Annotated in this window: 26 protein-coding genes; 7 read left to right on the forward strand and 19 right to left on the reverse strand. The window is 68.2% G+C overall.

The features are described from left to right. Window position 1 precedes the first annotated feature (1 nt). The 11 genes from ACNR9W_RS09760 to ACNR9W_RS09810 all read right to left on the reverse strand — a co-directional run bounded on the left by ACNR9W_RS09760 (window position 2) and on the right by ACNR9W_RS09810 (window position 11602). Window positions 2-409 (reverse strand): lipopolysaccharide assembly protein LapA domain-containing protein, encoded by a 408-nt coding sequence (locus ACNR9W_RS09760; RefSeq protein WP_419267526.1) that lies wholly within the window; start codon window positions 407-409, stop codon window positions 2-4. Between the two features lie 54 nt (window positions 410-463). Further along, entirely contained in the window at window positions 464-748 is a 285-nt protein-coding gene (ihfB, locus tag ACNR9W_RS09765; protein ID WP_111297998.1) for an integration host factor subunit beta, read from the reverse strand. Window positions 749-988: 240 nt separating this feature from the next. Next, a complete protein-coding gene (rpsA, locus tag ACNR9W_RS09770; RefSeq protein ID WP_419267525.1) occupies window positions 989-2668 on the reverse strand; it encodes a 30S ribosomal protein S1 in 1680 nt (559 codons plus the stop codon). A gap of 188 nt (window positions 2669-2856) precedes the next feature. After that, window positions 2857-3648 (reverse strand): metallophosphoesterase family protein, encoded by a 792-nt coding sequence (locus ACNR9W_RS09775; protein WP_419267524.1) that lies wholly within the window; start codon window positions 3646-3648, stop codon window positions 2857-2859. 3 nt (window positions 3649-3651) lie between these two features. Then, complete coding sequence (locus tag ACNR9W_RS09780) at window positions 3652-4608, reverse strand: diacylglycerol/lipid kinase family protein (protein ID WP_419267523.1); 957 nt, start codon at window positions 4606-4608, stop codon at window positions 3652-3654. Window positions 4609-4689: 81 nt separating this feature from the next. Then, window positions 4690-4890: a formate dehydrogenase subunit delta gene (locus tag ACNR9W_RS09785; protein ID WP_419267522.1), complete on the reverse strand. Its 201-nt coding sequence runs from the start codon at window positions 4888-4890 to the stop codon at window positions 4690-4692. Continuing rightward, on the reverse strand, window positions 4880-5704 hold the full coding sequence (gene fdhD, locus ACNR9W_RS09790) for a formate dehydrogenase accessory sulfurtransferase FdhD (RefSeq protein WP_419267521.1): 825 nt from the start codon (window positions 5702-5704) through the stop codon (window positions 4880-4882). The genes ACNR9W_RS09785 and fdhD overlap by 11 nt, the downstream gene beginning before the upstream one ends. 3 nt (window positions 5705-5707) lie before the next feature. After that, window positions 5708-8635, reverse strand: coding sequence for a formate dehydrogenase subunit alpha (gene fdhF / locus ACNR9W_RS09795; RefSeq protein WP_419267520.1), 2928 nt, complete (start codon window positions 8633-8635; stop codon window positions 5708-5710). Then, window positions 8632-10149: a formate dehydrogenase beta subunit gene (locus tag ACNR9W_RS09800; protein ID WP_419267519.1), complete on the reverse strand. Its 1518-nt coding sequence runs from the start codon at window positions 10147-10149 to the stop codon at window positions 8632-8634. The genes fdhF and ACNR9W_RS09800 overlap by 4 nt, the downstream gene beginning before the upstream one ends. Further along, on the reverse strand, window positions 10146-10634 hold the full coding sequence (locus ACNR9W_RS09805) for a formate dehydrogenase subunit gamma (RefSeq protein WP_419267517.1): 489 nt from the start codon (window positions 10632-10634) through the stop codon (window positions 10146-10148). Before ACNR9W_RS09805 ends, ACNR9W_RS09800 begins: the two co-directional genes overlap by 4 nt. Window positions 10635-10720: 86 nt before the next feature. Beyond that, on the reverse strand, window positions 10721-11602 hold the full coding sequence (locus ACNR9W_RS09810) for a LysR family transcriptional regulator (protein ID WP_419267515.1): 882 nt from the start codon (window positions 11600-11602) through the stop codon (window positions 10721-10723). Window positions 11603-11695: 93 nt separating this feature from the next. Here ACNR9W_RS09810 and ACNR9W_RS09815 point away from each other — a divergent pair, with 93 nt between their 5' ends. Continuing rightward, complete coding sequence (locus ACNR9W_RS09815; RefSeq protein ID WP_419267513.1) at window positions 11696-12430, forward strand: alpha/beta fold hydrolase; 735 nt, start codon at window positions 11696-11698, stop codon at window positions 12428-12430. Here ACNR9W_RS09815 and ACNR9W_RS09820 read toward each other — a convergent pair. The 3 genes from ACNR9W_RS09820 to ACNR9W_RS09830 are packed head-to-tail and all read right to left on the reverse strand — an operon-like array spanning window position 12352 to window position 15421. After that, complete coding sequence (locus ACNR9W_RS09820) at window positions 12352-13392, reverse strand: ABC transporter substrate-binding protein (RefSeq protein ID WP_419267512.1); 1041 nt, start codon at window positions 13390-13392, stop codon at window positions 12352-12354. The two genes, ACNR9W_RS09815 and ACNR9W_RS09820, sit on opposite strands and share 79 nt — an antisense overlap. Beyond that, entirely contained in the window at window positions 13362-14759 is a 1398-nt protein-coding gene (locus ACNR9W_RS09825; RefSeq protein WP_419267511.1) for a sensor histidine kinase N-terminal domain-containing protein, read from the reverse strand. The genes ACNR9W_RS09820 and ACNR9W_RS09825 overlap by 31 nt, the downstream gene beginning before the upstream one ends. Beyond that, window positions 14756-15421 carry a response regulator transcription factor gene (locus ACNR9W_RS09830; RefSeq protein ID WP_419267510.1) on the reverse strand — a complete coding sequence of 222 codons (666 nt, stop codon included), beginning with the start codon at window positions 15419-15421 and terminating at the stop codon, window positions 14756-14758. The genes ACNR9W_RS09825 and ACNR9W_RS09830 overlap by 4 nt, the downstream gene beginning before the upstream one ends. A gap of 107 nt (window positions 15422-15528) precedes the next feature. Between ACNR9W_RS09830 and ACNR9W_RS09835 the strand changes: the two genes are divergently transcribed. From ACNR9W_RS09835 to ACNR9W_RS09860, 6 genes are read left to right on the forward strand one after another with little or no spacing between them, the layout of a single operon-like run. Further along, window positions 15529-16488 carry a Bug family tripartite tricarboxylate transporter substrate binding protein gene (locus tag ACNR9W_RS09835; protein ID WP_419267509.1) on the forward strand — a complete coding sequence of 320 codons (960 nt, stop codon included), beginning with the start codon at window positions 15529-15531 and terminating at the stop codon, window positions 16486-16488. Further along, on the forward strand, window positions 16485-16928 hold the full coding sequence (locus ACNR9W_RS09840; RefSeq protein ID WP_419267508.1) for a tripartite tricarboxylate transporter TctB family protein: 444 nt from the start codon (window positions 16485-16487) through the stop codon (window positions 16926-16928). Before ACNR9W_RS09835 ends, ACNR9W_RS09840 begins: the two co-directional genes overlap by 4 nt. 4 nt (window positions 16929-16932) lie before the next feature. Beyond that, window positions 16933-18459, forward strand: a complete 1527-nt coding sequence (locus ACNR9W_RS09845) for a tripartite tricarboxylate transporter permease (protein ID WP_419267506.1) — start codon at window positions 16933-16935, stop codon at window positions 18457-18459. Between the two features lies 1 nt (window position 18460). After that, window positions 18461-19822: an acyclic terpene utilization AtuA family protein gene (locus ACNR9W_RS09850; protein WP_419267505.1), complete on the forward strand. Its 1362-nt coding sequence runs from the start codon at window positions 18461-18463 to the stop codon at window positions 19820-19822. Beyond that, complete coding sequence (locus ACNR9W_RS09855; RefSeq protein WP_419267504.1) at window positions 19819-20124, forward strand: DUF4387 domain-containing protein; 306 nt, start codon at window positions 19819-19821, stop codon at window positions 20122-20124. Before ACNR9W_RS09850 ends, ACNR9W_RS09855 begins: the two co-directional genes overlap by 4 nt. Then, entirely contained in the window at window positions 20121-21140 is a 1020-nt protein-coding gene (locus ACNR9W_RS09860) for an AbrB family transcriptional regulator (RefSeq protein ID WP_419267503.1), read from the forward strand. Before ACNR9W_RS09855 ends, ACNR9W_RS09860 begins: the two co-directional genes overlap by 4 nt. On the opposite strand, the gene doeB is transcribed toward ACNR9W_RS09860, so the two are convergent. The 5 genes from doeB to ACNR9W_RS09885 are packed head-to-tail and all read right to left on the reverse strand — an operon-like array spanning window position 21137 to window position 25924. Next, window positions 21137-22123 (reverse strand): N(2)-acetyl-L-2,4-diaminobutanoate deacetylase DoeB, encoded by a 987-nt coding sequence (gene doeB, locus ACNR9W_RS09865; RefSeq protein WP_419267501.1) that lies wholly within the window; start codon window positions 22121-22123, stop codon window positions 21137-21139. The two genes, ACNR9W_RS09860 and doeB, sit on opposite strands and share 4 nt — an antisense overlap. Further along, window positions 22120-23316, reverse strand: a complete 1197-nt coding sequence (doeA, locus tag ACNR9W_RS09870) for an ectoine hydrolase DoeA (RefSeq protein WP_419267500.1) — start codon at window positions 23314-23316, stop codon at window positions 22120-22122. The genes doeB and doeA overlap by 4 nt, the downstream gene beginning before the upstream one ends. Further along, window positions 23317-24279 (reverse strand): cyclodeaminase, encoded by a 963-nt coding sequence (locus ACNR9W_RS09875; RefSeq protein ID WP_419267499.1) that lies wholly within the window; start codon window positions 24277-24279, stop codon window positions 23317-23319. Further along, window positions 24276-25226, reverse strand: coding sequence for a hydroxyectoine utilization dehydratase EutB (eutB, locus tag ACNR9W_RS09880; protein ID WP_419267498.1), 951 nt, complete (start codon window positions 25224-25226; stop codon window positions 24276-24278). Before eutB ends, ACNR9W_RS09875 begins: the two co-directional genes overlap by 4 nt. Next, window positions 25220-25924 carry a maleate cis-trans isomerase family protein gene (locus ACNR9W_RS09885; RefSeq protein WP_419267497.1) on the reverse strand — a complete coding sequence of 235 codons (705 nt, stop codon included), beginning with the start codon at window positions 25922-25924 and terminating at the stop codon, window positions 25220-25222. Before ACNR9W_RS09885 ends, eutB begins: the two co-directional genes overlap by 7 nt. Between the last annotated feature and the right edge of the window lie 7 nt (window positions 25925-25931).

Here is a 25931-nt window from a genome sequence, read left to right on the forward strand (position 1 = left end):
CTCAGCGAACCGCCGGCAGCTGCGCCTGTGAAGGCGGAACGACCGTGGTGGCAGAGGGCGCCGTCGGCCCGTCAAGGATCGCCAGCACCTCGTCCTGCGGCGCGGCATGACGATCGCGCAGGTGACCCACCTCGCCTTGCAGCCGTGCGACTTCGGCACCGCGATACCGCGCCTCGCGCCGGATATGCGCCTCACGCAGCCATTCCCAGACCAGCCCGGCCAGCATCCCCAGCGCGAAGGCCACAAAGATCACCAGGAACAGCGGCAGGGCGATCGACCAGGTCCCGCCCAGATACTGGCCAAAATTCGCCGGAAAGGCCGACAGGGTGACCATCTCGCGGTTCGCCAGGGCCACGGCCACCAGCACCAGCGCCAGAAGCGCGACAAAGATCAGACGGATGAAGCGCATGGGACAGTTCCTCGACTTGCACGGGCCACGGGCGGGCGCCGCCTATTACACATTTCAGGCGTCGCCGTTCAACCGGTCACGAAGCAGCTTGCCGGTCTTGAAGAAGGGCACATGCTTCTCGTCCACCTCGACCGCCTCGCCGGTGCGGGGGTTGCGACCCGTCCGCGAATCCCGCTTCTTGACCGAAAAGGCGCCAAAGCCGCGCAGTTCAACGCGATCGCCACGCGCCATCGCGTCGATGATCTCTTCAAAGACGGTGTTCACGATGCGCTCGACATCCCTCCGAAAAAGATGGGGATTCTCATCGGAGATCATCTGGATCAGTTCGGAGCGGATCATGCTTTCCCCCAAAATGGCCGGGTCTTTCCCGCCGTTGCGGCCCAGCCGGATCGACAGGCAGGACAGCCTCGCACCGCCCCTTAGAATCCGACAACGCCCGACAGAAGTCACTGGTTTCATAGCGTTGCCAGCTTTGCCCAATCCGCGCAAGCCGGATGCGAAAGCCCAAGCCCCTGTTCGGCAATAAAAAGCCCGCCCCGGAAGGACCGGGGCGGGCAAGCTCTGCATCGTTGCGACGGATCAGCCGTTGCGGTTCAGCGCCGCACCCAGGATGTCGCCCAGCGAGGCGCCCGAATCCGAGCTTCCGTACTGGTCGATCGCTTCCTTTTCCTCGGCGATCTCGCGGGCCTTGATCGACAGGCCCAGACGGCGGGTCTTGGTGTCCACATTGGTCACGCGGGCATCGACCTTGTCGCCGACCTGGAAACGCTCGGGGCGTTGGTCCTGACGGTCACGGGCCAGATCCGAACGACGGATGAAGGACTTGACGCCGTTGTACTCGACCTCGATGCCGCCTTCCTCGATCGCGGTGACCTCGGCGGTGACGATCGAACCACGCTTCACGCCATCAACGGCTTCGGCCATGTGCTCGTTTTCCAGCGCCTTGATCGACAGGCTGATGCGTTCCTTCTCGACGTCCACGTCCTGAACGACCGCCTTGACGACGTCGCCCTTGCGGAAATCCTGGATCGCATCTTCGCCGCGGGCATCCCAGCTGATGTCCGACAGGTGAACCATGCCGTCGATGTCGCCTTCCAGGCCCACGAACAGACCGAACTCGGTGATGTTCTTGACTTCGCCCTCGATGACGGTGCCCGACGGATGCGTTTCGGCGAACACTTCCCACGGGTTGCGCATGGTCTGCTTCAGGCCCAGACTGACGCGGCGCTTGGCCTCGTCGATCTCCAGGACCATCACGTCGACTTCCTGCGAGGTCGACACGATCTTGCCCGGATGGACGTTCTTCTTGGTCCAGCTCATTTCCGACACGTGGACCAGACCCTCGACACCGGCTTCCAGCTCCACAAAGGCGCCGTAATCGGTGATGTTGGTCACGCGGCCCTGGTGGACCGATTCGATCGGGAACTTGTCGGCAACCGTATCCCACGGATCGGCCTGCAGCTGCTTCATGCCCAGGCTGATGCGGTGGCTGTCCTTGTTGATCTTGATCACCTGGACCAGGACCGACTCGCCAATGGCGAGGATTTCGGACGGGTGGTTGACGCGGCGCCAGGCCATGTCGGTGACGTGCAGCAGGCCGTCGACGCCGCCTAGGTCAACGAAGGCACCGTATTCGGTGATGTTCTTGACCACGCCATTCACCGTCTGACCTTCGGTCAGGTTGGCGATGACTTCGGCGCGCTGTTCGGCGCGGCTTTCTTCCAGGATGGCGCGGCGCGACACGACGATGTTGCCGCGGCGGCGGTCCATCTTCAGGATCTGGAACGGCTGCTTCAGACCCATCAGCGGACCGGCATCGCGCACGGGGCGCACATCGACTTGGCTGCCCGGCAGGAAGGCGACGGCGCCGCCCAGATCGACCGTGAAGCCGCCCTTGACGCGACCGAAGATGGCGCCTTCGACGCGCTCTTCATCGGCATAGGCACGCTCCAGGCGATCCCAGGCTTCCTCGCGGCGGGCCTTCTCGCGGCTGATGCTGGCCTCGCCACGGGCGTTCTCGACGCGGTCCAGATAGACCTCGACTTCGTCGCCGACCTTGATGCTGGCTTCTTCGCCGGGATTTGCGAATTCTTTCAGATCGACGCGGCCTTCCATCTTGTAGCCGACGTCGATGATGGCCTGGCCCGCCTCGATGGCGATGACGCGGCCCTTGACAACCGAACCTTCGTCCGGGGTATCGATCTCGAAGCTTTCGTTCAGGAGGGCTTCGAATTCCTCCATGGTCGCTTTAGCGCACATGCGTGTTCAGTTTCCTTTGTGTCTGTTTTCCGGCCTGACGGTTGGCTCCGCCGGTCTTTATGATGTCCCCCGGGGCAACGACAAAGGGTCGAGGCAAAGCGCCCGACCCGTCGAAAAGCGGCCTGTTCTGGCCATGTCGCCCGATTGACTGGCCTCCCTTTAACGCCGATGGCACCGAAACTCAACGTCTAAACGCGCGCCCAGACCCCCGTGGCCCGGCTGAAGACCGCGATTTCCGGGTCTTCGAAACGTTCGGCCTCCATCGGCGCCCGGTGCCGCTGCACCTCCAGCCGGGGCCCGTCGATCTCCAGCAGCACGAACTCGTTCCAGCGGTCGGTGACCCGGGCACACAGCCCGGTCCCGGTCTGGATCTGCAGGACGCGCGGATGGCGCCCCGTCTCCAGCAGGTCGTCCAGTGCCCAGCGATGCAGATGCCCCGACAGCACGACCTGCACCCCGGCGGCCTCCAGCCGATACAGCGCCTCCGAGGCCCGCCGCGCCAGGGCCTTGTCCACGCGCGGCAGCTGCTGCAGGGGGTGGTGCAGCGCCACGATGTTGGTGCCCAGCGGATCGATCCCGCCGATGATGCGGCCGATCTCGCCGCTGCGGATCTTGCCGCGCTGCCAGACATAGGGATCGGCGCTGTTGATCGACAGGACCCGGACGTCGCCGCTGCGCCCGATGGGCGTCAGGGACGGCCCGAAATACCGCCGGAACCCGGCAAAGGGCCAGAACATCCGCGCCAGGGGGTTCCACAGCGGCACGTCGTGGTTGCCGGGCATCAGCATCAGCGGCACCTCGATCCGGTCCAGAAAGTCGCGGGCCTGGGCCATCTGCACCTCCAGCGCGCGATGGGTCAGGTCTCCCGTCACCACGATCAGGTCCGGATGCAGGTCCGCGATCCGGTCGAGCAGCGGCTGGACCAGCGTTTCGCGGTGAAACCCGAAATGCAGGTCGGTCAGGTGCAGGATCCGCGTCAAGCCTCAGTCCTCGACGCCGGCAGTCTTGCTGATCCCGTCGGCCGGCAGCAGCACCCGCAAGGCCCCACGGCGCACCTGCAGATGGAACGGGCTGGTCAGCACGGTCTTTTCCCCGTCATGGGCGACCAGCTGCCGACGCTTGGGCGTGTCGATCTGCAGATCGTCGGTCAGGATCAGGTCGAAATCGTCATCCTTGGCACTGTGCCCAAAGGCCAGCCGGATGGCCGACCGGATCAGCGGCAGCGGCTGGCGCGCCTTGGCAATCAGCACGGCAAATTGCCCGTCGCGGATCTCCTGCGCCCCCTCCAGGCCAAAGCTTTCCAGCTGATAGGCGCTGCGGGCCACGAAAACCAGCGCACTGGTATAACGGCGCGTCTCGCCCTCCGCCCGCGCCACCAGCTGCATGGGCCGCCGCAGCCGGCGCAGCGCCACCAGCACGGACCAATAGGCGGCCACCCGCGACCGCCCCCAGCGGCGATAGATCCCCTCGCGCGTCTTCAGGATATGCGGATAAGCGCCCAGGCTGATGTTGTTGAGAAAGATCAGACCGTTCGCATCGCCCAGATCGACCGGCGCGACCTTGGCGTCCAGGATCGTGTCCAGCGCATCCTCGATCGTCTCGCCGACGCCCAGGTCGCGTGCGAAATAGTTGAAGGTGCCGCCTGGCAGCACGCCCATGACCGTCTGCGTGCCGGCCAGCGCGCCCGCCACCGCCGATTGCGTGCCGTCCCCGCCCGCCGCGATGACCAGATCGAAACCCTCGCCCGCGACCTGCCGGGCCAGGCGCGGAAGGTCGCTGCCCTTGCGGCTCTGCCGCAGCTGATAGGACCCGCAGGCGGGCGCCAGCCGTTCCTCCAGCAGGCGAACCAGCGCCCGGTGCTTCTTGCGGCCCGAGCCACGATTCATGATGACGCAGACCTTGGCGCGGCCAAGGTCGAATCCGTCGGTCTGGTCCTGCATGGTAAAGTGCCTGTCCCCGGCTGTCTGGCTCATGTTCCGGGCACCAAACCCCCGAACCCTGCCGCGGGTTGCATCGCCCCCCTACAGCAGGCGCGCGGCCTCCTCGACCGAGGGTTTCAGTCCCGTGCCGCCCGACTGCAGATAGGACAGCAGCTTCTCGCGCATCCGCGGCTCCCAGAAATCGCGCAGGTGATCGGCGATCTGGCGGGCCGGGTCGCCGGGCTGGCTGTCAAAGAAGGCGGCGATCTGGTTGGCCATCAGGACCATCTTTTCAGGCGACATCGGATACCTCGGCATCAAGCCGTTGGGGGTGAGAGAAAAGGTCAAAGCCCTCGCCGCGCGCGAATGCGGCCAGGGTGATGCCCGCGTCCTGCGCCAGGCGCAGCGCATGGGCCGTGGGGGCGGAGACCGCGATCAGCAGGCCGGCCCCGGCGATCGCGCATTTCTGCACCATCTCGACCGATACGCGGCTGGTCAGGACAAAGACGCCCTGCCGCGCCTCGATGCCCTGCCGGGCCATCGCGCCGATCAGCTTGTCCAGGGCGTTGTGACGGCCCACATCCTCGCGCGCCAGGACGATCCCCTGCCCCGGCAGCAGAAAGCCCGCGGCATGGACGGCGCGGGTCTGGTCATGCAGCGGCTGCCAGCCGCGCAGGTCGTCGGTGGCGGCCGCCACCTGGCCCGCATCCAGCACCGGCCCCACACCCGACAGGTCGGGCAGCGCGCGCGTCGCCTCGTCCAGGCTGTCGATGCCGCAAAGGCCGCAGCCCACCGGCCCGGCCATGAAGCGCCGCCGGGCGGCCAGCGCCTCGGCCCGGTCCCCGGCCAGCCACATCTGCGCCTCGACGCCCCGGGCGTGGTCCATCACCTCCAGCCGGTCGATCTGGTCCGCCGCCGTGACGATCCCCTCGGTCAGGGAAAACCCGACGGCGAAATCCTCCAGATCGGCGGGCGTCGCCATCATCACCGCCTGCGTCGTGCCGCCATAGACCATCGCCACCGGCGTCTCCTCGGGCAGCGCGCGCGTCACCGCCAGGCGGCTGCCCGGGCGGTGATGCGTGGCGTCCACGGAACGGACGGGAGGCGGTAGAGGCATCGCTTACTCCGCGGCCGACAGGATCCGCCGCGACCGCTCCGCCTGCTCGTTATAGCGCTCCTGCCAGTCCGAGGGACCGTTCGACGGGCTGACCTGCACCGCGGTGACCTTGTATTCCGGACAGTTCGTCGCCCAGTCCGAAAAATCGGTGGTCACCACATTGGCCTGCGTCGCGGGGTGGTGGAAGGTCGTATAGACCACCCCCGGCGCCACCCGGTCGGTCAGCTGCACCATCAGCGTGGTTTCCCCCGCACGGCTGGCCAGCCGCACCCAGTCCCCGTCATTTATGCCGCGGACCTCGGCGTCGTGCGGATGGATCTCCAGCACGTCCTGGTCATGCCAGACGGTGTTTTCGGTCCGCCGGGTCTGCGCGCCCACGTTGTACTGCGACAGGATGCGCCCGGTCGTCAGCAGCAGCGGAAAGCGCGGGCCGGTCCGCTCATCGGTGGCCACATATTCGGTGATCATGAAATGACCCTTGCCCGACATGAAGCCATCGACATGCATCAGCGGCGTCCCCTCGGGCGCGGCCTCGTTGCAGGGCCACTGGACGCTGCCCTTCTCCTCCAGCAGTTCATAGGTCACGCCAGCAAAGCTGGGCGTGGTCGAGGCGATCTCGTCCATGATCTGGGCGGGATGGGTGTAATGCCAGCCGGCACCCATCGCATTGGCCAGCATCTGCGTGACCTCCCAGTCCTCATAGCCGTTGCGGGGCTGCATGACCTTGCGCACGCGGTTGATGCGACGCTCGGCATTGGTGAAGGTGCCGTCCTTTTCCAGGAAGCTGCTGCCCGGCAGGAAGACATGGGCATAGTTCGCAGTCTCGTTCAGGAACAGGTCATGAACGATCACGCATTCCATCGCCTTCAGGCCCGCCGCCACGTGATGCGTGTCAGGATCCGACTGCAGGATGTCCTCACCCTGGCAGTAAAGCCCGCGGAAGGTGCCCTCGACCGCCGCATCCAGCATGTTCGGGATGCGCAGGCCGGGCTCCGAGTCGATCTCGACCCCCCAGGCCTTTTCAAAGATCGCGCGCACGTCCGGCAGCTTGACATGGCGGTATCCCGGCAGCTCGTGCGGGAAGGACCCCATGTCGCAGGCACCCTGCACGTTGTTCTGGCCGCGCAGCGGGTTCACGCCCACGCCGGGACGGCCGATATTGCCGGTCAGCATCGCCAGGTTCGCAATCGACATCACGGTGGTCGATCCCTGCGAATGCTCGGTCACGCCCAGGCCGTAATAGATCGCGCCATTGCCGCCGGTCGCGAACAGGCGTGCCGCCGCGCGCAGGTCAGAGGCCGGAACGCCGGTCAGCGCCTCGGTCGCCTCGGGGGCGTGGCGGGGATCGCTGATGAACTCGGCATAGTGCTGGAATTCGTCCCAGTCACAGCGGTCGCGGATATAGGCCTCGTCCATCAGCCCTTCGGTGACGATCACATGCGCCATCGCGCTGACGACCGCCACGTTGGTGCCCGGCCGCAGCGGCAGGTGATACTGCGCCTCGACATGGGCGCTGCGCACGATGTCGGTGCGGCGCGGATCAACCACGATCAGCTTGGCCCCGGCCCGCAGACGCTTTTTCAGGCGGCTGGCAAAGACCGGGTGGCCGTCCGTGGGGTTCGCGCCGATGATCAGCACGACGTCGGTATGCTCGACGCTGTCGAAATCCTGGGTGCCGGCCGAGGTGCCAAAGGTCTTACCCAGGCCATACCCGGTAGGCGAATGGCAGACGCGGGCGCAGGTGTCGGTGTTGTTGTTGCCGAACACCGCGCGGGTCAGCTTCTGCACCAGATAGGTTTCCTCGTTGGTGCAGCGGCTGGAGGTGATGACGCCCACTGAACGGCGGCCGTGTTTCTGCTGGATGCCCTTCATCCGGGTCGCGGCAAAGCTCAGCGCCTCGTCCCAGCTGACCTCGCGCCAGGGCTCGTCGATCGTGTCGCGGATCATCGGCGACAGGATGCGGTCCTTGTGCGCGGCATAGCCATAGGCAAAGCGGCCCTTGACGCAGCTGTGGCCGCGGTTCGCCTTGCCGTTCTTCCAGGGCACCATGCGCACCAGCGTGTCGCCGTTCATCTCGGCCTTGAAGCTGCAGCCGACGCCGCAATAGGCGCAGGTGGTGATGACCGAGCGCGTGGGCGTGCCCAGTTCGGCCACCGACTTTTCCTGCAAGGTCGCCGTCGGGCAGGCCTGCACGCAGGCGCCGCAGCTGACGCAGTCGCTGGTCAGGAAATTGTCCGCCGCCGCGCCAGCGCTGACGCGGCTGTCGAAACCGCGCCCCTCGATGGTCAGCGCGAATGTCCCCTGCACTTCCTCGCAGGCGCGCACGCAGCGCGAACAGACGATGCACTTGCTGGGATCATAGGTGAAATAGGGGTTGCTGTCGTCCTTGGGGATGAACTGCGGATTGCCCGGCCCCTCGCGCAGCCGCGCCTCGGACTGGCTGCGGGCGCCGATGCCCTTGGGATCGAAATGGTTGTCGCCGGGCGTATAGCGGACATCGCGCAGGCCGACCTTGCCCGCCGCGTCCTGCAATTCGCAATCGCCGTTGGCCGCGCAGGTCAGGCAGTCCAGCGGGTGGTCGCTGACATACAGTTCCATCACGCCCTTGCGGATCTTGCGCACCTTGGCAGACTGGGTGTGGACGATCATGCCCTCGGTCACCGGCGTGGTGCAGCTGGCGGGCGTGCCGCGCCGGCCCTCGATCTCGACCACGCACAACCGGCAGGAGCCGAAGGCCTCCATGTTGTCGCTGGCGCACAGCTTGGGGACCTCGATCCCCGCCTCGAAGGCCGCGCGCATGACCGAGGTGCCCTCGGGCACCACGACCTCGAACCCGTCGATGGTCAGGCTGACCGGCGCGCCGTTGCGGGCGGGGGTGCCCATGTCGCGCTCGTCACCCGGGGGAAATTGGGGGATGATGAAGTCTTTCATTCCGCTGCCTCCTTATGGGTGGCGAAATCGTCGGGGAACTGGGTCAGGGCAGACATGACGGGATAGGGCGTGAAGCCCCCAAGCGCACACAGCGATCCGTCCTTCATCGTCTCGCAAAGGTCGGTCAGCAGGGCCGCCGCACCGGGATCGCCCGCGGCGATCCGGTCGATCGTCTCGACGCCCCGCACCGCGCCGATCCGGCAGGGCGTGCATTTGCCGCAGCTTTCGACCGCGCAGAATTCCATCGCGAAACGGGCCATCTGCAGCATGTCAGCGCTGTCGTCGAAAACGACAAGGCCGGCATGGCCGATCAGCCCGCCCTTCTGGTCGAATTCCTCGTATCCCATCGGCGTGTCGAACTTCGAAACCGGCATATAGGCCCCCAGCGGCCCGCCGACCTGCACCGCCTTGACGGGACGCCCGGACAGCGTGCCGCCGCCGATGTCGTTCACGACCTCCCCCAGGGACATGCCGAATGCGGTTTCGAACAAACCGCCCTGGCGCACGTTGCCAGCGATCTGCAGGGTCACAGTGCCCCGCGACCGGCCCAGGCCGAAATCGGCGTAATGCTGCGCGCCCTTTTCAAAAATCACCGGGACGGTCGCCAAGCTGATCACGTTGTTGACGACCGTGGGCTTGCCCAGGAAGCCCTCCAGCGCCGGCAGCGGCGGCTTGGCACGAACCGTGCCGCGCTTGCCCTCCAGGCTGTTCAGCAGGCTGGTCTCCTCGCCGCAGACATAGGCGCCCGCGCCGATCCGGATCTGCATGTCGAAGGCCCGGCCGCTGCCGAGCACATCCGCGCCCAGCACGCCACGCCGGCGGGCGATCACCACCGCCGCCTCCATCACGCGGATCGCATCGGGGTATTCGCTGCGCATGTAGACATAGCCGCGCGTCGCGCCGACACCCAGGCCCGCGATCGCCATCCCCTCGATCAGGGTGAAGGGATCACCCTCCATGATCATCCGGTCGGCGAATGTGCCGCTGTCGCCCTCGTCCGCATTGCAGACGATGTATTTCTGGTCCGCCACCGCATCGCTGACGGTCCGCCACTTGATGCCGGTCGGAAAGCCCGCGCCGCCGCGACCGCGCAACCCGCTGTCGGCGACCTCCTGCACGATCTCGGCCTGGCTCATGCCGATAGCGCGGCGCAGGCCCACCAGGCCGCCATGCGCGGCGTAATCGTCCAGGTCCAGCGGGTCGATCAGCCCGCAGCGCGCAAAGGTCAGGCGCGTCTGGCGACCGAAAAAGGGGATGTTTTCGACCGGCCCGTGGCAGGGCAGCGACCCATCCAGCAGCGCCGGCACATCGGCGGGCGTCACCGGACCGAAGGCCACGCGGCCTTGGCCCGCGTCGATTTCCACCAGCGGCTCCAGCCAGACCATACCGCGCGTGCCGTTGCGGATGATTTGCACGTCAAGCCCGCGCGCCGCGGCCTCGCGGGCGATGGCATCGGCCACCTGATCGGCACCAAGCGCCTTGGCGGCGCTGTCGAGGGGGACCCAGATCTTCATGCGCGCGCCTCCACGGGGCCGGTTTTCAGTTCCGCCTCGATCCGATCGGCGTCGATGCGACCAATCACGCGGCCGTCCAGCATCGCGGCCGGCCCGCAGGCACACAGGCCCAGGCAATAGACCGGCTCGACCGTCACCGCACCGTCGGGCGTGGTGCCGTGCCAGTCCAGGCCCAGCCGGTCCAGGACCGATTGCGCGACGGCCGCGCCGCCGACGGCCTGGCAGGCCTCGGCCCGGCAGATCTTCAGCACGCGACGCCCGGCGGGGTGGTCGCGGAAATCGTGGTAAAAGCTGATGACGCCATGAACCTCGGCCCGGCCCAGGTTCAGCAGGTCGGCCAGCACCGGAACCGCAGCCTGCGGCACATGGCCCCAGACCTCCTGGATCGCGTGCAGCATGGGCAGCAGGGGACCCTCAAGCTCCGCAAGCGGGGCTACGACCTCGCGAATTTCCTCGGGCGCGGGGGCTGGCGCGTGTTCAAGCATGGCTGGCCTTTCAGTTCTGGCCACCCACAAGACAGTGCATTGCACCGAAAATCAATATCGCAATTCCGTTAAACGATAGAAATCTTCTATCGAACCATGCGCCGCGCCTCGGTCAGAAGCGCCTCCAGAACCGGGGTATGCGGCTCGCGCCAGGGGGCGATCAGGCCCACCGCATGACCGGGCCCGCCCCCCTCCAGCGGGACCAGCGACAGCGGCTTGCCCTGCGCCAGGAACCAGGCGATGTCCTGGGGCAGGATCGTCAACCAGCCTCCCGCCAGCACCTGCGACACCAGCACCACCGTCGAATTCGATTCCACCGTCGCCGTCGGGTTCACCCCCGCCTCGGCCAGCCGGCGGTTGATGATGCGGCGGTTCTGCATGTCGGGGCTCAGCAGGCACAGCCGCTGCCCCTCCAGCGCGGACCAGGCCACGGCCCGGCCGGCGGCAAGCGGATGCCCCTCGGGCGTCACCAGCGTATAGCGCTCATCATAAAGGGGGACCGAGCTGACCTTGCCCAAGGGTTCGTTGTCCAGGTACGAGATCCCGGCATCCACCTCCAGGTCCTCGATCATCTGCAGGATCTCGACCGAGCTGCGCGACAGGATGGTAAAGCCGACATTGGGATGCTTGGCGCCGTATCGCGCCGCCAGCCGCGCGGCCCAGGTCAGCGCCGTGGGCACGACCGCAATGCGCAGCCGCCCCGACAGGCCGTGGCGCACGGCACGCATCTCGTCGCGCAGCTGGCGGGTGTCGCCGACGATGCGCCGCGCCCAGACCAGCGCCGCCTGCCCCTCGGGCGTCAACCCGCCATAGCGCGAGCCGCGAAAGATCAGCAGGACGCCCAGCTGCTCCTCCAGCTGCTTGATGCCGGCGGACAGGGTGGGCTGGGTGACGCCCAAGCTTTGCGCGGCGCGGCCGAAATGACCCTCCTTGGCCACGGCCAGGAACATTTCCAGCTTGTCGATCATCGCGCGCCCCCTTGTGACGGGGCATCAAGCCCATCGCGCCGGGCGCGGTCAAGCCGCTTGCGGCAGCCGTGGGTCCGCGTCAGGCTGCGGGGCATGAGCGACATCCTCCTGATCCACGGCGCCTGGCACGGCGGCTGGTGCTGGCAGGCGACGGCAGAGGCGCTGCGATCGGCGGGCCACCGCGTCGCCTGCCCAGACCTGCCCGACGACCCCGGCACGACGCTGGCCGACTGCGTCACCGCCCTGCCCGCCGCCGCGATCATCCTGGGCCATTCCATGAGCGGCATCCTGGCCGAGGCGCTGGCACAGCAGCGTCCGCCCCGGCTGCTGATCCACCTCTGCAGCTATCTGCCGCTGCCGGGCGACAGCCTGGCACGGCTGGACCGCCTGCACCCCGGCCCCGCCCGCGCCTGGCCCCGCGATGACGAAGGGCGGCTGGTGATGTCCGCCGACGCCGCCTGCGACATGCTCTATCAGGATGTCCCCGAAAAGATCGTGGCCCGCGCCCTGCCCCGGCTGCGCCCCCAGCCCCTGGGCCCGATGCGCGACCCGCTGCCGGGCCCCGCGCGGGCCGACGTGACGCGGCACTATCTCCTTTGCGAACACGACCGGGCCATCGCGCCCGCATTGCAGCGGGCGATGCTGGACCGCGCCCCGGTGGATCAGGCGCATGCGACGGATTGGGGCCATTCGCCCTTTCTGTCCGACCCGCAGGGCCTGGCGCGGCTGATCGACCGGATCGCGGCTCCTCAGGGGCCAGCCTGCGGCTGGACCAGCGCCGCCCGCCATTCCGCCAGCAGCCCGGCCCGGCGCAGCCGGTCGTCATAGACCAGCAGCCCCGCATCCAGCCGGATCGGCCGCAGCTGCGGAGAGGGCGCAGGCCCCGTCCCCGGCACCAGCGCCACCCCGGCACTGGCCGCGATCAGCCGCTGCGCCGGGTCCGACAGCAGATAGGACAGCAGCAGCCGCGCCCCGTCGGGGTCGGGCGCAGTCACCGGAACAAAGGCCGACCGGACAATGGCAAAGATGTAATCCTCGAAGCCCAGCTGGACCAGGTCCGGGTCGTCGGGACGGAACCGCGCCGCATAGCTGGCCACGACATTATAGGCGACAGAGACCCGCCCCGCCCGCAGCTCCTCGATCATCTCGCCCGAACAGCAGAACAGCCGCGCGTTCAGCCGCCCCATCACCTCGGCCAGCCGCCAGAACCCGTCCGAGACCTGGTCATCCTGTGCGATCAGGAAATAGCCCACCCCCGACACCTGCGGGTCATAGGCCGCGATGCGCCCCCGGAAGCGGTCCGGATTTTCCCGCAGCAGCGCGATCAGGTCGCGCCGCGTGCGCGGCAGCGGCAGATCGCCCAAGGCTTGGCGCGAGGCCAACGTCACCACCGGCTCCAGCGCCATGCCCCACAGCTGCTGGCGCCAGCGCGCCCAGCCGGGCAGGCCCGGCGCCTCCATCTCGACCCCGGCCGCGAAACCGTCATTGGCCAGCTTCATTTGCAGATCCATGGCCGAGCTGATCACCAGGTCAAAGCGCGCGTCCTGGTCGTGGATGGCCGCAAAGATCTCGGTCGAGGCCGCTTGGACATAGCGGATGCCGCGCCCCGGGTGGCGGGCCACGAAATCCTCCAGCACCGGCGCAAAGGCGGCGGTGTCGGTGGTGGAGAGGACCTGGATGGGCGTCCCCTCCTCCGGCCCAAAGCGACGTTCCTGCTCGATCTCGAAGGCGCGGGCCGGGGATGCCAGCGCCAGCGCGATCAGGCCAGCGGCAAGTGCAGCAAGGCGCATGTTCCCTCCCTCTCTCCGGGCTCCAGCCGAAAGCGGCCGCGATGGGTGGCGGCCACCTCGGTCACGATGGTCAGGCCCAGCCCCGAGCCGCCGATATCGCCCACATTGCCGCCGCGCCGAAAGCGCGCCATCAGCTGCGCGGGGTCGTCCGACAGGCCCCGGCCGTCATCCTGCACGCGCAGGACGGCCATCGGCCCTTCGCGCCCCAGCGACACCGCGATCCGTCCCTCCGGTGCGGCGTATTTCACCGCATTGTCCAGGATGTTGCGCAGCGCGATCTCCAGCATGCGCTCGTCCCCTTCGATGGGGCATGGGCTGTCCAGCCCGGCCTGCGACAGGGCGATGTCGCGCATCTCGGCTAGGGGCGCCACGGCCCGCACCACGGCGCGGGTCAGCGCCGCCAGGTCCAGGGGCGCGGCGGCGAACTGGTCGCTGCGATACATGACCATCGCGTGGTCCAGGATCTGGTTGGCCGATCGGCTGCTTTCCCCGATGGCGCGCACCATGCGGCGCAGGCGGATGCGCGTGGCCTCGTCGGTGGTTTCCGACAGCGCCAGCTCGGCCTCGGTCCGCACCAAGGACAGCGGCGTCCGGATCCGGTGGGCGGCCTCAAAGATGAAGGTCTCGGCCAGGTCCAGCGCGCCGCGCAGGCGGGCGATCAGCCCGTTCAGCGCCCGCAGCAGCGGCGCCAGTTCGCGGGGCGTCGGATGGCGCACGGGGCGCAGGTCGCGCGGGCCACGCCGGCCCATGACTTCGGCCAGGCTGCGGATCGGCGACAGGACCGCCTGCGCCGCCAGCAGCGCCACGGGCAGCGCCAGGACCAGAAAGGCCAGCGCCGCCCAGGCCGCGCTGCGGGCAGTGTCGCGCGCGATGGCCGCCTGCCCCAGGCGGGTCTGGCCCAGGGTCACGGTGACGGGCTGCAGGCGGTTCTCGATCAGCATCGGGCGCGCCACGGCCGACAGGCGCAGCCGCGCGCCCCGGTAATCGGCGTTCCAGAAGACCGGCACCATGTCCTGCGCGGCCTCGGGCGGTGCGGGCAGGTCCTCGTAGCCCGTCACCACGCGGTCCGCCACGGCCAGCGCATAGAAGATGCGTTCGTCCCCCATCGCCCCCAGCATGGAAAAGGTCGCATAGGGCAGGTCCAGCTCCAGCCCGTCATCGACGCTGCGGATGCCCTCGGTGATCGCCGTCACCGCCGCCCCCAGGACCGCGTCCTGCGAGGCACGCGACGCCCGGTCGGCCACCCAGCCCACCGTCAGGAACAGGCCCAGGACCAGCGCCGCCGACAGGACCAGGAACTGCCAGACCAACCGGCGGCGCAGCGAGGTGATGCGGGCCGGATCGACCAGGCGCAGCCAGCGCCTCATTCCGGAATCAGGCGATAGCCCACCCCGCGCAGCGTCTCCAGCCGGGCGCCCGACCCCTCCAGCTTGCGGCGCAGGCGCCCGACATAGACCTCGATCGCGTTGTCGCTGACCTCCTCGTCAAAGGAAAACAGCCGGTCGATCAGATGCGCCTTGGAATAGGCCTGGCCCGGCCGCGACAGCAGGATCTCCAGCAGGCGCAGTTCGCGGGCGCGCAGTTCCCGCGTCTCGTCGCCGATGCTGACGGTGGCCGCCAGCGCATCGAAGGTAAAGCCCGCGAAATGGCGCCGGCTGTCCGCCGCCCCGTCCCGGCGCCGCAGGACCGCCCGGCAACGGGCCTGCAGCTCGGCAAAATCAAAGGGTTTGGTGATGTAATCGTCGGCGCCCTGGTCCAGCGTGCTGACCCGGTCGCTGACCGAGGCGCTGGCGGTCATCATGATCACCGGCGTATCCCGCCGCGCCGCCCGCTCGCGCGCCAGAAAGTCGCGGCCGTCCCCGTCAGGCAGTGAAATGTCCAGCAGGATCAGATCATAAGGCGCGCTTTCCAGGAAATGTCGAGCATCTTCCAAGGTCGCGGCATGATCCACGCCATGCCCCTCCATCGCCAGCCGCGAGGCGACGGCGCGGGCCAGCTCGTCGCTGTCCTCGACCAGAAGAAAACGCATCCGCTTAACTTTTCGGCAATGGGTGACAGGTTGGTGTCAGCTTTTCATCAAACTCTGCACCCCGCAAGCCCGCCCCCCTTTTCGCGCGGGCAGTCTGGGAGGACAGCATGAAGAACTGGACCCGTGCAGCCGCAGCTGCGCTGATGATGAGTGTCGCCGTTCCGGCCACGGCCGCCGAATGCATCGCACCGGCCAACCCCGGCGGCGGCTGGGACTTTACCTGCCGCCAGATCGGGCGGCTGATGACCGAACTGGGGATCGTGCCGAACATGGTGCAGGTGACGAACCTGGCCGGCGCGGGCGGCGGCGTGGCCTTCACCCAGGTCGTCAGCAAGCGCAGCAGCGACCCCGAGGTCTTTGTCGCGGCCTCGTCCGCCACGACCACGCGCCTGGCGCAGAACGCCTTTGCCGGCGCCACCGCCGACCAGGTGCGGTGGGTTGGCTCGATCGGCGGCGATCCCGGCGTGATCGTGGTGGCCAAGGACAGCCCCTACCAGAACCTGACCGACCTGATCGAGGCGGTGAAGGCCGATCCCTCCAGCGTGGCCTTTGCCGGCGGCTCGGCCGTGGGCGGGTTCGACCACCTCAAGGTCCTGATGATGCTGGACAAGGCCGGGTTCGAGGACATGCGCTCGGTCAAGTATATCGGCCTCGACGGCGGCGCGGATGCGATCACCCAGACGGTGGGCGGCTTTGCGCAGGCGATGACCGGCGATCTGTCCGAGATCACCGGTTTCATCAAGTCGGGCGACGTGCGCCCCATCGCCGTCCTGTCGGAAGAGCGCGTGACCGGCTTTGACGACGTGCCGACCGCCAAGGAACAGGGCGTCGACATCGTGGCGATGAACTGGCGCGGCATCTATGTCCCCAAGGACATCAGCGACGAGGACTATCAGAAATGGGTCCAGACGCTGCAGCAGGTCGGCGAATCCGAGCAGTGGCAGGCGGTGATGGCCGAAAACGGCCTCGAGCCCTACATGATCCTCGGCGATGAGTTCCAGACCTTCGTGGACGCCAACATCGCCGAGATCCAGGAGGTCTCGCGCGAGATCGGGTTGCTGCAATGATCCGTGGCGACCGCATCTTCGGGTCGGTCATGATCGTCGTGGCGCTGGGGTATATCCTCAGCGCCAGCGGCATCCAGACCAGCTTCATGTCCGACCCCGTCGGGCCGCGCATCTTCCCCTACATGATCGCCACCGTGGTCATCCTGTCGGCGCTGGTCATGGTGCTGCGCCCGGACCCCGACCAGGACTGGCCGGCGGGCCCGATGGTGGCGCAGCTGGCCCTCGCGCTGCTGGTGCTGGTGGCCTATGCCTATGCCATCACGCCGCTTGGCTTCCTGATCCCGACGGCCATCGCCGCGGGCATCCTCAGCTGGCAGATCGGCGGCCACCCGATGCGCGCGGCGCTGTCGGGCCTGGGCCTGTCGGTCGGCCTCTTCGTTCTTTTCCGCGTCATCCTGGGTCTGGGCCTGAAGGGCCTGCCCGCCGGCATGGGGTTCTGAATTCATGGACACGCTTGCCAACCTTGCTATGGGCTTCTCCATCGCCATAACGCCCTTCACGCTGATGCTGGCCGTGATCGGCTGCTTCGTGGGCACGATCATCGGCGCGCTGCCGGGCCTTGGGCCGTCGAACGGCGTGGCGCTGCTGATCCCGATTTCCTTCTCGATGGGCCTTGATGCGATCTCGGCGCTGGTGCTGCTGACCTCGGTCTATTACGGCGCCATGTATGGCGGCCGCATCAGCTCGATCCTCTTGAACATTCCGGGTGACGAGCCCGCGATGATGACCACGCTGGACGGCTATCCCATGGCCCGGCAGGGCAAGGCGGCCGAGGCGCTGGTCGTGTCGGGCGTGGCCTCCTTCGTGGGCGCATTGCTGGCGACCGTCGGCCTGATGATCTTTGCGCCCTACCTGGCGCGCGTCGCCTATCAGTTCGGCCCGGCAGAATATTTCGCGCTTTATATCCTGGCCTTCTGCACGCTTGGGGGCATCGGCTCGTCGAACCAGGCCAAGGCGGCGATGGCCGCGGCAATCGGCCTCGGGATCGCGATGATTGGCATGGACAAGACCACCGGCATGCCGCGTTTCACCTTCGGTGAGCTGCACCTGATGGACGGGGTGGACTTTCTGGTGGCCATCGTGGGCCTGTTTGCGGTGGCCGAGGTGTTCCACTTCATCGAAAGCCACGGCAAGGACAGCGCCATCGGCGTCAAGCTGGGCAAGATCCTGGTCCCCTGGCGGATGCTGCGCCAGACCAGCGGCGCGATGCTGCGCGGCACCGGGATCGGCTTTGTCGCGGGCGTCCTGCCCGGCGCGGGCGCGTCCCTGGGATCCTTCCTGGCCTATATGGCGGAGAAATCCGTGGCCAAGGACAAGACCAGCTTCGGAAAGGGCAACCCCAAGGGCGTCGCCGCCCCCGAGGCCGGCAACAACGCCGCCGCCGGTGGCGCGCTGGTGCCGATGCTGACGCTTGGCGTGCCGGGTTCGGGCACCACGGCCGTGCTGCTGGCGCTGCTTCTGACGCTAAACATCACCCCCGGCCCGTTGCTGTTCACCGAGCGCCCCGAGGTCGTCTGGTCGCTGATCGCGTCGCTGCTGATCGCCAACGTCGTGCTGCTGTTGATGAACGTCCCGATGGTCAAGGTCTTCGTCAAGATCCTGTCGGTGCCGGCCTGGGTGCTGCTGCCGGGCGTGACCATGATCGCCTTCGTGGGGATCTATTCACTGACCGGCTCCAGCTTCGACATGCTGATGATGGTCGGTTTCGGCGTCCTGGGCTATGTCATGCGCAAGCTGGACATGCCGACGGTCCCGGTGATCCTGGGCATCCTTTTGGGCAACGCGATGGAGGACAACCTGCGCCGCGCGATGGTCCTGTCGAACGGCGACTGGTGGTATCTGCTCTCCTCGCCCATCGCGGTGGGGTTGTGGATCGCGGCGATCCTTGGTTTCGTGGCGCCGATCTTTTTGCGGCGCCTGCTGAAGAAGCCCGCGCTGCCCGCCACCGATCCGACATTGAACGAGGACTGACATGCCGACACGCGTTCTGGTGCCTTCGGGCGTTCTTGGCCTCGGCTTCGACCGAAAGGCGCTGGACCGCGGCGTCGCCGCCCGGCCCGACATTATCTGCATCGACGGAGGGTCCACCGACAGTGGGCCCTTCAGCCTGGGCGCGGGCCAGTCGAAATATTCCCGCGCCGCCACGAAATCCGAATGGCGCACGCTGATGCAGGCCCGCGCGCAGGCGGGCGTCCCGCTGGTCATCGGCACGGCCGGCACCTGCGGCACCGACAGCACCGTGGACTGGATGCATGACATCACGGTCGAACTGGCCCGCGAACTGGGCCAGGACCTGCGCATCGCGCGGCTTTATTCCAGCCAGCCCGTTTCCCGCGTGGCGCAGGCGGTGGCGCAGGGCCGGGTGACGCCCCTTTCCCCCGCGCCCGACCTGCGGCTGGACGACCTGACCAACATCGTGGCCCTGGCCGGGGCCGAACAGATCCAAGCCGCCCTGGCCACGGGCGCCGACATCGTCATCGCTGGCCGCACCACCGACACGGCGACCATCGCCGCCCTGCCGCTGTTGCGCGGGGATGCGGCGGGCGGCGTCTGGCACGGCGCCAAGATCGCGGAATGCGGCGCGCTCTGTTCGACGAACCCGACCTCGGGCGTGATCCTGGTCGATTTCGACGGGACCGGCTTCACGGTCGAGCCGCTGGCAGAGGGCGCGCGCTGCACGCCGCATTCGGTCTCGGCGCATATGCTTTACGAAAACTCGGACCCGTTCCGGCTGTTCGAGCCCGGCGGATACCTGGACGTGACGGGCGCGCATTACAGCGCGCTGGACGACCGCCGCGTGCGGGTCGAAGGCTCGGCCTGGGTGCCCGGCCCTTATACCGTCAAGCTGGAGGGCGCGCGCATCGCAGGCTACCAGACCACGATCCTGGCGATCCTGCGCGACGCCCATTACGCGCAAAACGCCCAGGCCTGGGTCGACCGCCTGACCGGCTTTCTGCAGGCCGAGATCCGGACCCGAATGGAGCTGTCGCCCGACGACTACGGGCTGGAGTTCCGGCTGATCGGCGTCAACGGTGCCCTAGGCGCGCTGGAGAACCGCGGCGGCGACCCGGTCGAGGTGGGCGTTCTGGGCCTCGTCACCGCAAAGACCCAGGCCGAGGCGGCCGAGATCGGCAAGCTGATCAACCCCTTTGTCCTCCATTACCCGCTGACCGATGACGAGGAACTTCCGACCTTCGCCTTCCCCTATTCGCCGGCCACCACCGATCGCGGCGCGCTTTACGAATTCGCGCTGAACCACGTCATGGCGCTGGAGGACCCGATGTCCGCCTTCCGGATCGAGGTCACCGAAATCCGCGCGGAGGTGCCGGCATGATCCCGACCTGCCTGGGCGATCTGGTCCTGAAGGTCCGGTCCAAGAATGCCGGCCCTTTCTGGGTGACCATCGACGTCTTCTGCGACCGGCGCGATGTCTTCGACCGGCTGGTGTCGCAGCTGTCGACCCAACGGGTCGCCGCGCTTTACCAGGTGGCGCCGGACCAGTTGAAGCGTTTCGACATCCCCGACCTCAGGGTGATCAAGTTCAGCCTGCCGCGCCCGGTGGTGCAGGGATCAGCCCATGACCGCGACATGCACGGGGCGCAATATGCGGCGCTGCTGGAAGAAATGACGCTTTGACCAAGGCACGATTGACCACCTTCGGCGCGGCGCTGATCGGTGCCGCGATCTTCCTGGTGCTGGGCCTGCCCCTGCCCTGGCTGCTGGGGCCGATGCTGGCCTGCCTGATCGTGGCCCTGTCGGGGGCGCGAATGGCCGGCGCGGGGCAGCTGGGCATCTTCATGCGCACCTTTCTGGGCGTGGCCGTGGGCGCCTCGATCACGCCGCAGGTGCTGGCCGGGCTGCCGGCCATCGGCGCCTCGCTGGCGATCGTGCCGGTATTCATCGGGGTGATCGCGCTGATCGGCTATCCGCTGTTCCGGCGTGTCTTCGGCTTTGACCACCCGACCGCCTGGTATGCGGCCATGCCCGGCGGGCTTCAGGACATGCTGGTCTTTGGCGAGGAGGCCGGCGGCGACATCCGCGCGCTGTCGCTGATCCATGCGACGCGCATCCTGGTCATCGTGACGGTCGCGCCGCTGATCATGACCCTTTATTGGCAGGTGGACCTGTCACAGCCGCCCGGCGCGCCCATCGCGGGGGTCGGATGGGACCAGATCGCGCTGATGGTCGCGGCGGGGTTCCTGGGCTGGAAGATCGCGGAACGCGCGGGCCTTTTCGGCGCCTCGATCCTGGGGCCGATGATCCTGACCGCGGCGCTGTCGCTGGCAGGCCTGATCCAGACCCGCCCCCCGGCCGAGATCATCCAGGCCGCGCAGTTCTTCATCGGCATCGCGGTCGGCGCCAAATACGCCGGCATCACCGCCCGAGAGCTGCGCATCGACGTGACCGCGGGTCTTGCCTACTCGCTGATCCTGGCCGGCATCAGCCTGATCTTCTTCGAGGTCATCTACATGCTGGGCCTGGCCCCGGCGCTGGATGCCTTCCTGGCCTTCCTTCCGGGCGGCCAGGCGGAAATGGTGGTGATCGCCATCATCGCCGGGGCGGACCTGGCCTATGTCGTCAGCCACCACATCCTGCGCATCCTGATCGTGATCCTGTTGGCGCCGGTCGTGGCGCGGCTGATGCGCCGCTAGGGCGCCTCGACCGCGATCACCGCCAGGCAGTCGCCGGTCTGCACCAGCCCCGGGAAATGCCGCGCCGCCAGCAGGCCCGCGCGGCTGGCACGGACCTCGACCGGGTCCGACCCGGTGCGGTCGGCGGGCCAGATCCGCGCCAGGACCTGCCCCTCGGCCACCGGCTCTCCCAGGTCGACCAGCGGGTGCAGCAGCCCGTCGCGCGTGGCAAAGTGAAAGCAGTCGTCGCCCGGCATGTCCAGCATCCGGGTCTGGTCCGCCTCGACCGCGCCCGACAGGATGCCCGCATGGCGCAGCACGTTCCGCGCCCCCCGGATCGCGATCCGGCTTGATGCCGCCGTGGCCGTGCCTCCGCCCCCCAGCTCGGTGGTGACAAAGACCTTGCCCTGGCTTTCCACTGCCGTGTCGAACATGCCGACCGCATCGATCTCCCGCATCATCATCGACCAGGGCGCGCCAAAGGCCCGCATCGCGGCCACGCAGGCCGCCTGCTGATCCGCATCGTCCAGATGGTGGGCCGCCGCATAGGGCAGGAAATCCAGCGTCTTGCCTCCCGAATGATAATCCAGCACCACATCCGCCATCGGCACCAGCACGCTGTCGAAATAATGCGCGATCTTTTGCGTCACCGTGCCGTCGGGGCGGCCGGGAAAGCATCGGTTCATGTTCACCTGGTCGATCGGGCTGACCCGCGTGCCGGCCCGGAAGGCCGGATAGTTCAGATAGGGCGCGATGATCACGCGCCCGCTGATGTCGCCCGGCTCCAGCTCCCAGGCCAGTTGCTGAAGCGCGATGGGGCCTTCGTATTCGTCGCCGTGATTGCCGCCGGTCAGCAGGGCCGTGGGGCCCGTGCCATTGGCGATCACGGTGATCGGGATCATCACGCTGCCCCAGGCGCTGTCGTTCCTGGAATGCGGCAGGCGCAGGAACCCGTGCTGCTTGCCAGAACCGTCCAGCGGGATCGTCGGGCTGATCGGGTTCATGCCTTCACCAGCATCCGGCGGGGGATGGAACAGAACAGCTCAGGCTCGGCCTCGGTGATGACCAGGGACTCGGTCGTCTCATAGCCCCAGCCCTCCATCCACAGGCCCGTCATGAAGTGGAAGGTCATGCCCGGCTTCAGCTCGGTCCGGTCGCCCCGGCGCAGCGACATGGTGCGTTCTCCCCAGTCGGGGGGATAGGACAGGCCGATCGGATACCCGGTGCGGTTGTCCTTGACGATGCCGTAACGGTCTAGGACCGTGAAGAAGGCATTGGCGATATCCTCGCAGGTGTTGCCCGCGCGGGCGGCGCCCAGGCCTGCCTCCATCCCCTCCAGCACGGCCTTTTCGGCCTCCAGCATCTCCTGCGGCGGGGTGCCCAGAAAGATCGTGCGCGACAAGGGCACATGGTATCGCTGATAGCAGCCGGCGATCTCGAAGAAGGTGCCCTCGTCGACCTTCATCGGCTGGTCGTCCCAGGTCAGGTGCGGGGCGGCGGCGTCCGGCCCGGACGGCAGCAGCGGCACGATGGCGGGATAGTCGCCGCCATGCCCTGACCATTCGTCATAGCGCAGCCCGCTGTCATAGATCTCGGCCACCAGGTCGCATTTGCGCATGCCCACCTCGATCTTGTCGGCGATGCGGCGGTGCATGCGCTCGACGATGCGGGCGGCCTTGCGCATGTATTGCAGTTCCTTGGGCGTCTTGACGGCGCGCTGCCAGTTCACCAAGCCCGTGGCGTCCTGGATTTTCGCCTCCGGCAAGCCGTGGGCCAGCCGTTCATGCGCCCTGGCCGTGTACCAGTAATTGTCCATCTCGACCCCGAGGGTGCCGCGATGCCAGCCCCGGTCGACCAGCTGCGCACAAAGGTATTCCATCGGGTGCCGGTCCACCGACTGCACGTAATGGTCGGGATAGCCGATGATGTGGTCGTCGCTCATCCAGACGGTGCGCAGCGCGCCCTGGGCATCCTGCCCCCGCCCGAACCAGATGGGCGCGCCGGTCGGCCCCACGATCACGCATTGGTGGACATAGAATGACCAGCCGTCATAGCCGGTCAGCCAGGCCATGTTCGACGGATCGCTGACGATCAGCATGTCCAGGCCCAGCTTTTCCATGCTGGCGCGGGTCTTCTTCAGGCGCCCCTCGTATTCCGCGGTCGAGAAGCGTTCAGGCGTCCTTTGCAGTTCGGGCATTCACGTGGCTTTCGAAAACGCGGCAAGCGCGTGGGTGGCAATGGCAGTGTCCTGGACGCCCGTGCCGGTCAGATCGCAGAGGGTGATCTGGTCGGGCGAGCTGCGACCGGGATGGGTTCGGGCGATGATCTGGCCCAGTTCGGGGACATCGGCGCCGTCATGGGTGCCGGCGGCGATGGCGGCGCGCAGCTCGCCCATCAGGCGGGTCTGGCTGGCGCGGTCGGCGACATAAAGGTCGGCGCGGGCCAGGCAGGCGGGGTCCAGTTCGTTCTTGCCGGGCTGGTCGCTGCCCATGGCGGTCACGTGCTGGCCGGGACGCAGCCAGCCCGCGCGCAGGATCGGCTGGCTGCTGGGCGTGGTGGTCACGACGATGTCGGCCTGCGCCACCGCCTCGGCCGGGTCGGCGGTGGCGCACACCGTCATGTCCTCCGACGTCATATCGGCCGCCAATGCCTCTGCACGGGCCGGATCGCGGGCCCAGATGACGGCGCTGGTGATCGGCCGGACCAGCCGCAGCGCCTGCAGCTGCATCCGCGCCTGCAGGCCCGCCCCCAGGATCGCGGCGCGGCTGGCATCCGGGCGCGACAGGTGGCGCGCGGCCACGCCGCCCGCCGCAGCGGTGCGCAGGTCGGTCAGGTAGCCGTTGTCCAGCAGCACCGCCCGCACCCGGCCGGTCTCGGCGTCCAGCACCACCATCAGCCCCGAGGTCGAGGGCAGCCCGCGTGCCGGATTGTCGAAGAAACCAGGTGAGATCTTGACCGCAAAGCCCTGAAGTCCCGGCACATATGCGGTCTTGACATCCACCTCTCCGTTCACCTCGGGCAGGTGCATGGACAGGACCGGCGGCATCACCACGCCGCCCTGGGCCAGCCGGGCAAAGCCCGCCTCGATCACGTCGATCAGCGGCAGGTCCAAGGCGATGCGCCGGCGCAGGTCGTCCTCGGTCAGGATCAGCGGCGTCATGCGATGGCCTCCATGAGGGCGGCGTGGCGGGCGGGGTCGATATTGGCGCCCGACAGGATCAGGACCAGCGGGTGCGGGCCGCGCAGCTTGCCCGCCAGCACGGCGCCCGCACCGACGGCCGCCGCGCCCTCGACCACCTGCCCTTCGGCCGCCAGATGGCGCAGGCCGGCGGCGATCTCATCCTCGGTCAGCAGGATCAGCTCGTCCATCAGGTCGCGGACCATCGGAAAGGTCAGGCGGTTGGCCATGCCCACGCCCCCGCCCAGGCTGTCGGCCAGGGTCGGCAGCTCCTCGACCTCGGTGGGGCGGCCGGCGGCCAAGCTGGCGGCCATCGCGGCGCCGCGTTCCATGCTGATGCCGATGATGCGGATGTCGGGGCGCAGCGCCTTGGCGGCGGCACCCACCCCGGCCAGCAGCCCGCCGCCCGACAGGGGCACGGCGATGGCCGCGGCATCGGGAAGCTGCTCCAGGATCTCCAGCCCCAGGGTGCCCTGGCCCGCGATCACATCCGGGTGGTCGAAGGGCGGGATCAGCGCGAACCCCTCGTCCCGTTCCAGCCGCAGCGCCTCCAGAAAGGCCTCATCCTGGCTGGCGCCGATCACGCGGGCCTCGGCGCCCAGGGCGGTGATCGCGTGCAGCTTGTTCTGCGGCACCAGGCGCGACACGCAGATGATCGCGGGCACCCCCAAGGTGCGCGCCGCATGGGCCAGTGCGCGGCCGTGGTTGCCCGTCGAGGCGGTGGTGACCCCCGCCACCGGGCCAAGCCGCGCCACCGCGTTCGTCGCCCCGCGCAGCTTGAAGGCGCCGGTCGTCTGGTGGTGCTCGCATTTCAGCCAGACCGGCCCGCCGGCCTTGTCCGACAGCATGGCCGAGGCGACCATCGGCGTCTGCCGGACCCGGTCGCCGATGCGGGCGCGGGCCGCGCGGATGTCGTCCAGCGTCACCATGTGCGGCACCGGAACAGCGCGCCCGGCCCGTCGGCGGGAATGGCCGCCTGGTCCAGCATGGCCCAGAACAACGCCTGGTTGGCGCTGAGGACGGGCTTGCCCAGCCGCGCCTCCAGGTCGTCGATCAGCGGCAGCGCGGGCAGCGCGGTGCAGGACATGAACAGCGCCTGCGCCGCGGGGTGGTCGCTGGCCAGGGCCATCTCGGTGATCTCGGCATCGGACAGGCGGGCCATGTCACGGTCGTCGGCATGGCCCATGCTGCTGCGGCGCAAGACGCGCAGGCCCTGCGCCTCGAAATGATCGCCCACCAGGTCGGTGGTCGCCGCCAGATAGGGCGTCATCAGCGCCACCCGGTCGATCCCCAGGGCGCGAAAGCCGCGCAGCGCCGCCCCCGCCGGGGTGGAGACCGGCGCCCGGCCCCCCGCCAGCGCCTCGATGTCGTCGCCCAGCACGGCCGAGGCCGAGGTGCAGCCAAAGCCGATGCCCCGCAGCTCGATCCCCGGCACCAGCAGGTCCACGGCGGCACGCAGGCGCGGGCCGGTCCGGCGCAGGTTTTCCTCGGTCGTGGGGTTGTCAAAGGCGATGCGGGTCACGTGCAGCCGCGTGCCCGGCGGCATCAGGCGCGCGGCATCGCCCTCGATCGTCATGTCGGTGGCCAGCGCCACCAGGCCAAAGCGGTGCAGGTCGCAGCGTCTCATCGGGTGG

The sequence above is a fragment of the Paracoccus sp. T5 genome (genome assembly GCF_048538155.2).
In the GTDB taxonomy this organism is placed as follows: domain Bacteria; phylum Pseudomonadota; class Alphaproteobacteria; order Rhodobacterales; family Rhodobacteraceae; genus Paracoccus.

Excerpts from the sequence above, each read along its gene's own strand:
- ACNR9W_RS09760 (WP_419267526.1), bottom strand. The coding sequence starts at position 409 with ATGCGCTTCATCCGTCTGATCTTTGTCGCGCTTCTGGCGCTGGTGCTG.
- ihfB (WP_111297998.1), bottom strand. The coding sequence starts at position 748 with ATGATCCGCTCCGAACTGATCCAGATGATCTCCGATGAGAATCCCCAT.
- rpsA (WP_419267525.1), bottom strand. The coding sequence starts at position 2,668 with ATGTGCGCTAAAGCGACCATGGAGGAATTCGAAGCCCTCCTGAACGAA.
- ACNR9W_RS09780 (WP_419267523.1), bottom strand. The coding sequence starts at position 4,608 with ATGCAGGACCAGACCGACGGATTCGACCTTGGCCGCGCCAAGGTCTGC.
- ACNR9W_RS09785 (WP_419267522.1), bottom strand. The coding sequence starts at position 4,890 with ATGTCGCCTGAAAAGATGGTCCTGATGGCCAACCAGATCGCCGCCTTC.
- fdhD (WP_419267521.1), bottom strand. The coding sequence starts at position 5,704 with ATGCCTCTACCGCCTCCCGTCCGTTCCGTGGACGCCACGCATCACCGC.
- fdhF (WP_419267520.1), bottom strand. The coding sequence starts at position 8,635 with ATGAAAGACTTCATCATCCCCCAATTTCCCCCGGGTGACGAGCGCGAC.
- ACNR9W_RS09800 (WP_419267519.1), bottom strand. The coding sequence starts at position 10,149 with ATGAAGATCTGGGTCCCCCTCGACAGCGCCGCCAAGGCGCTTGGTGCC.
- ACNR9W_RS09805 (WP_419267517.1), bottom strand. The coding sequence starts at position 10,634 with ATGCTTGAACACGCGCCAGCCCCCGCGCCCGAGGAAATTCGCGAGGTC.
- ACNR9W_RS09810 (WP_419267515.1), bottom strand. The coding sequence starts at position 11,602 with ATGATCGACAAGCTGGAAATGTTCCTGGCCGTGGCCAAGGAGGGTCAT.
- ACNR9W_RS09815 (WP_419267513.1), top strand. The coding sequence starts at position 11,696 with ATGAGCGACATCCTCCTGATCCACGGCGCCTGGCACGGCGGCTGGTGC.
- ACNR9W_RS09820 (WP_419267512.1), bottom strand. The coding sequence starts at position 13,392 with ATGCGCCTTGCTGCACTTGCCGCTGGCCTGATCGCGCTGGCGCTGGCA.
- ACNR9W_RS09825 (WP_419267511.1), bottom strand. The coding sequence starts at position 14,759 with ATGAGGCGCTGGCTGCGCCTGGTCGATCCGGCCCGCATCACCTCGCTG.
- ACNR9W_RS09830 (WP_419267510.1), bottom strand. The coding sequence starts at position 15,421 with ATGCGTTTTCTTCTGGTCGAGGACAGCGACGAGCTGGCCCGCGCCGTC.
- ACNR9W_RS09835 (WP_419267509.1), top strand. The coding sequence starts at position 15,529 with ATGAAGAACTGGACCCGTGCAGCCGCAGCTGCGCTGATGATGAGTGTC.
- ACNR9W_RS09840 (WP_419267508.1), top strand. The coding sequence starts at position 16,485 with ATGATCCGTGGCGACCGCATCTTCGGGTCGGTCATGATCGTCGTGGCG.
- ACNR9W_RS09845 (WP_419267506.1), top strand. The coding sequence starts at position 16,933 with ATGGACACGCTTGCCAACCTTGCTATGGGCTTCTCCATCGCCATAACG.
- ACNR9W_RS09850 (WP_419267505.1), top strand. The coding sequence starts at position 18,461 with ATGCCGACACGCGTTCTGGTGCCTTCGGGCGTTCTTGGCCTCGGCTTC.
- ACNR9W_RS09855 (WP_419267504.1), top strand. The coding sequence starts at position 19,819 with ATGATCCCGACCTGCCTGGGCGATCTGGTCCTGAAGGTCCGGTCCAAG.
- doeB (WP_419267501.1), bottom strand. The coding sequence starts at position 22,123 with ATGAACCCGATCAGCCCGACGATCCCGCTGGACGGTTCTGGCAAGCAG.
- doeA (WP_419267500.1), bottom strand. The coding sequence starts at position 23,316 with ATGCCCGAACTGCAAAGGACGCCTGAACGCTTCTCGACCGCGGAATAC.
- ACNR9W_RS09875 (WP_419267499.1), bottom strand. The coding sequence starts at position 24,279 with ATGACGCCGCTGATCCTGACCGAGGACGACCTGCGCCGGCGCATCGCC.
- eutB (WP_419267498.1), bottom strand. The coding sequence starts at position 25,226 with ATGGTGACGCTGGACGACATCCGCGCGGCCCGCGCCCGCATCGGCGAC.
- ACNR9W_RS09885 (WP_419267497.1), bottom strand. The coding sequence starts at position 25,924 with ATGAGACGCTGCGACCTGCACCGCTTTGGCCTGGTGGCGCTGGCCACC.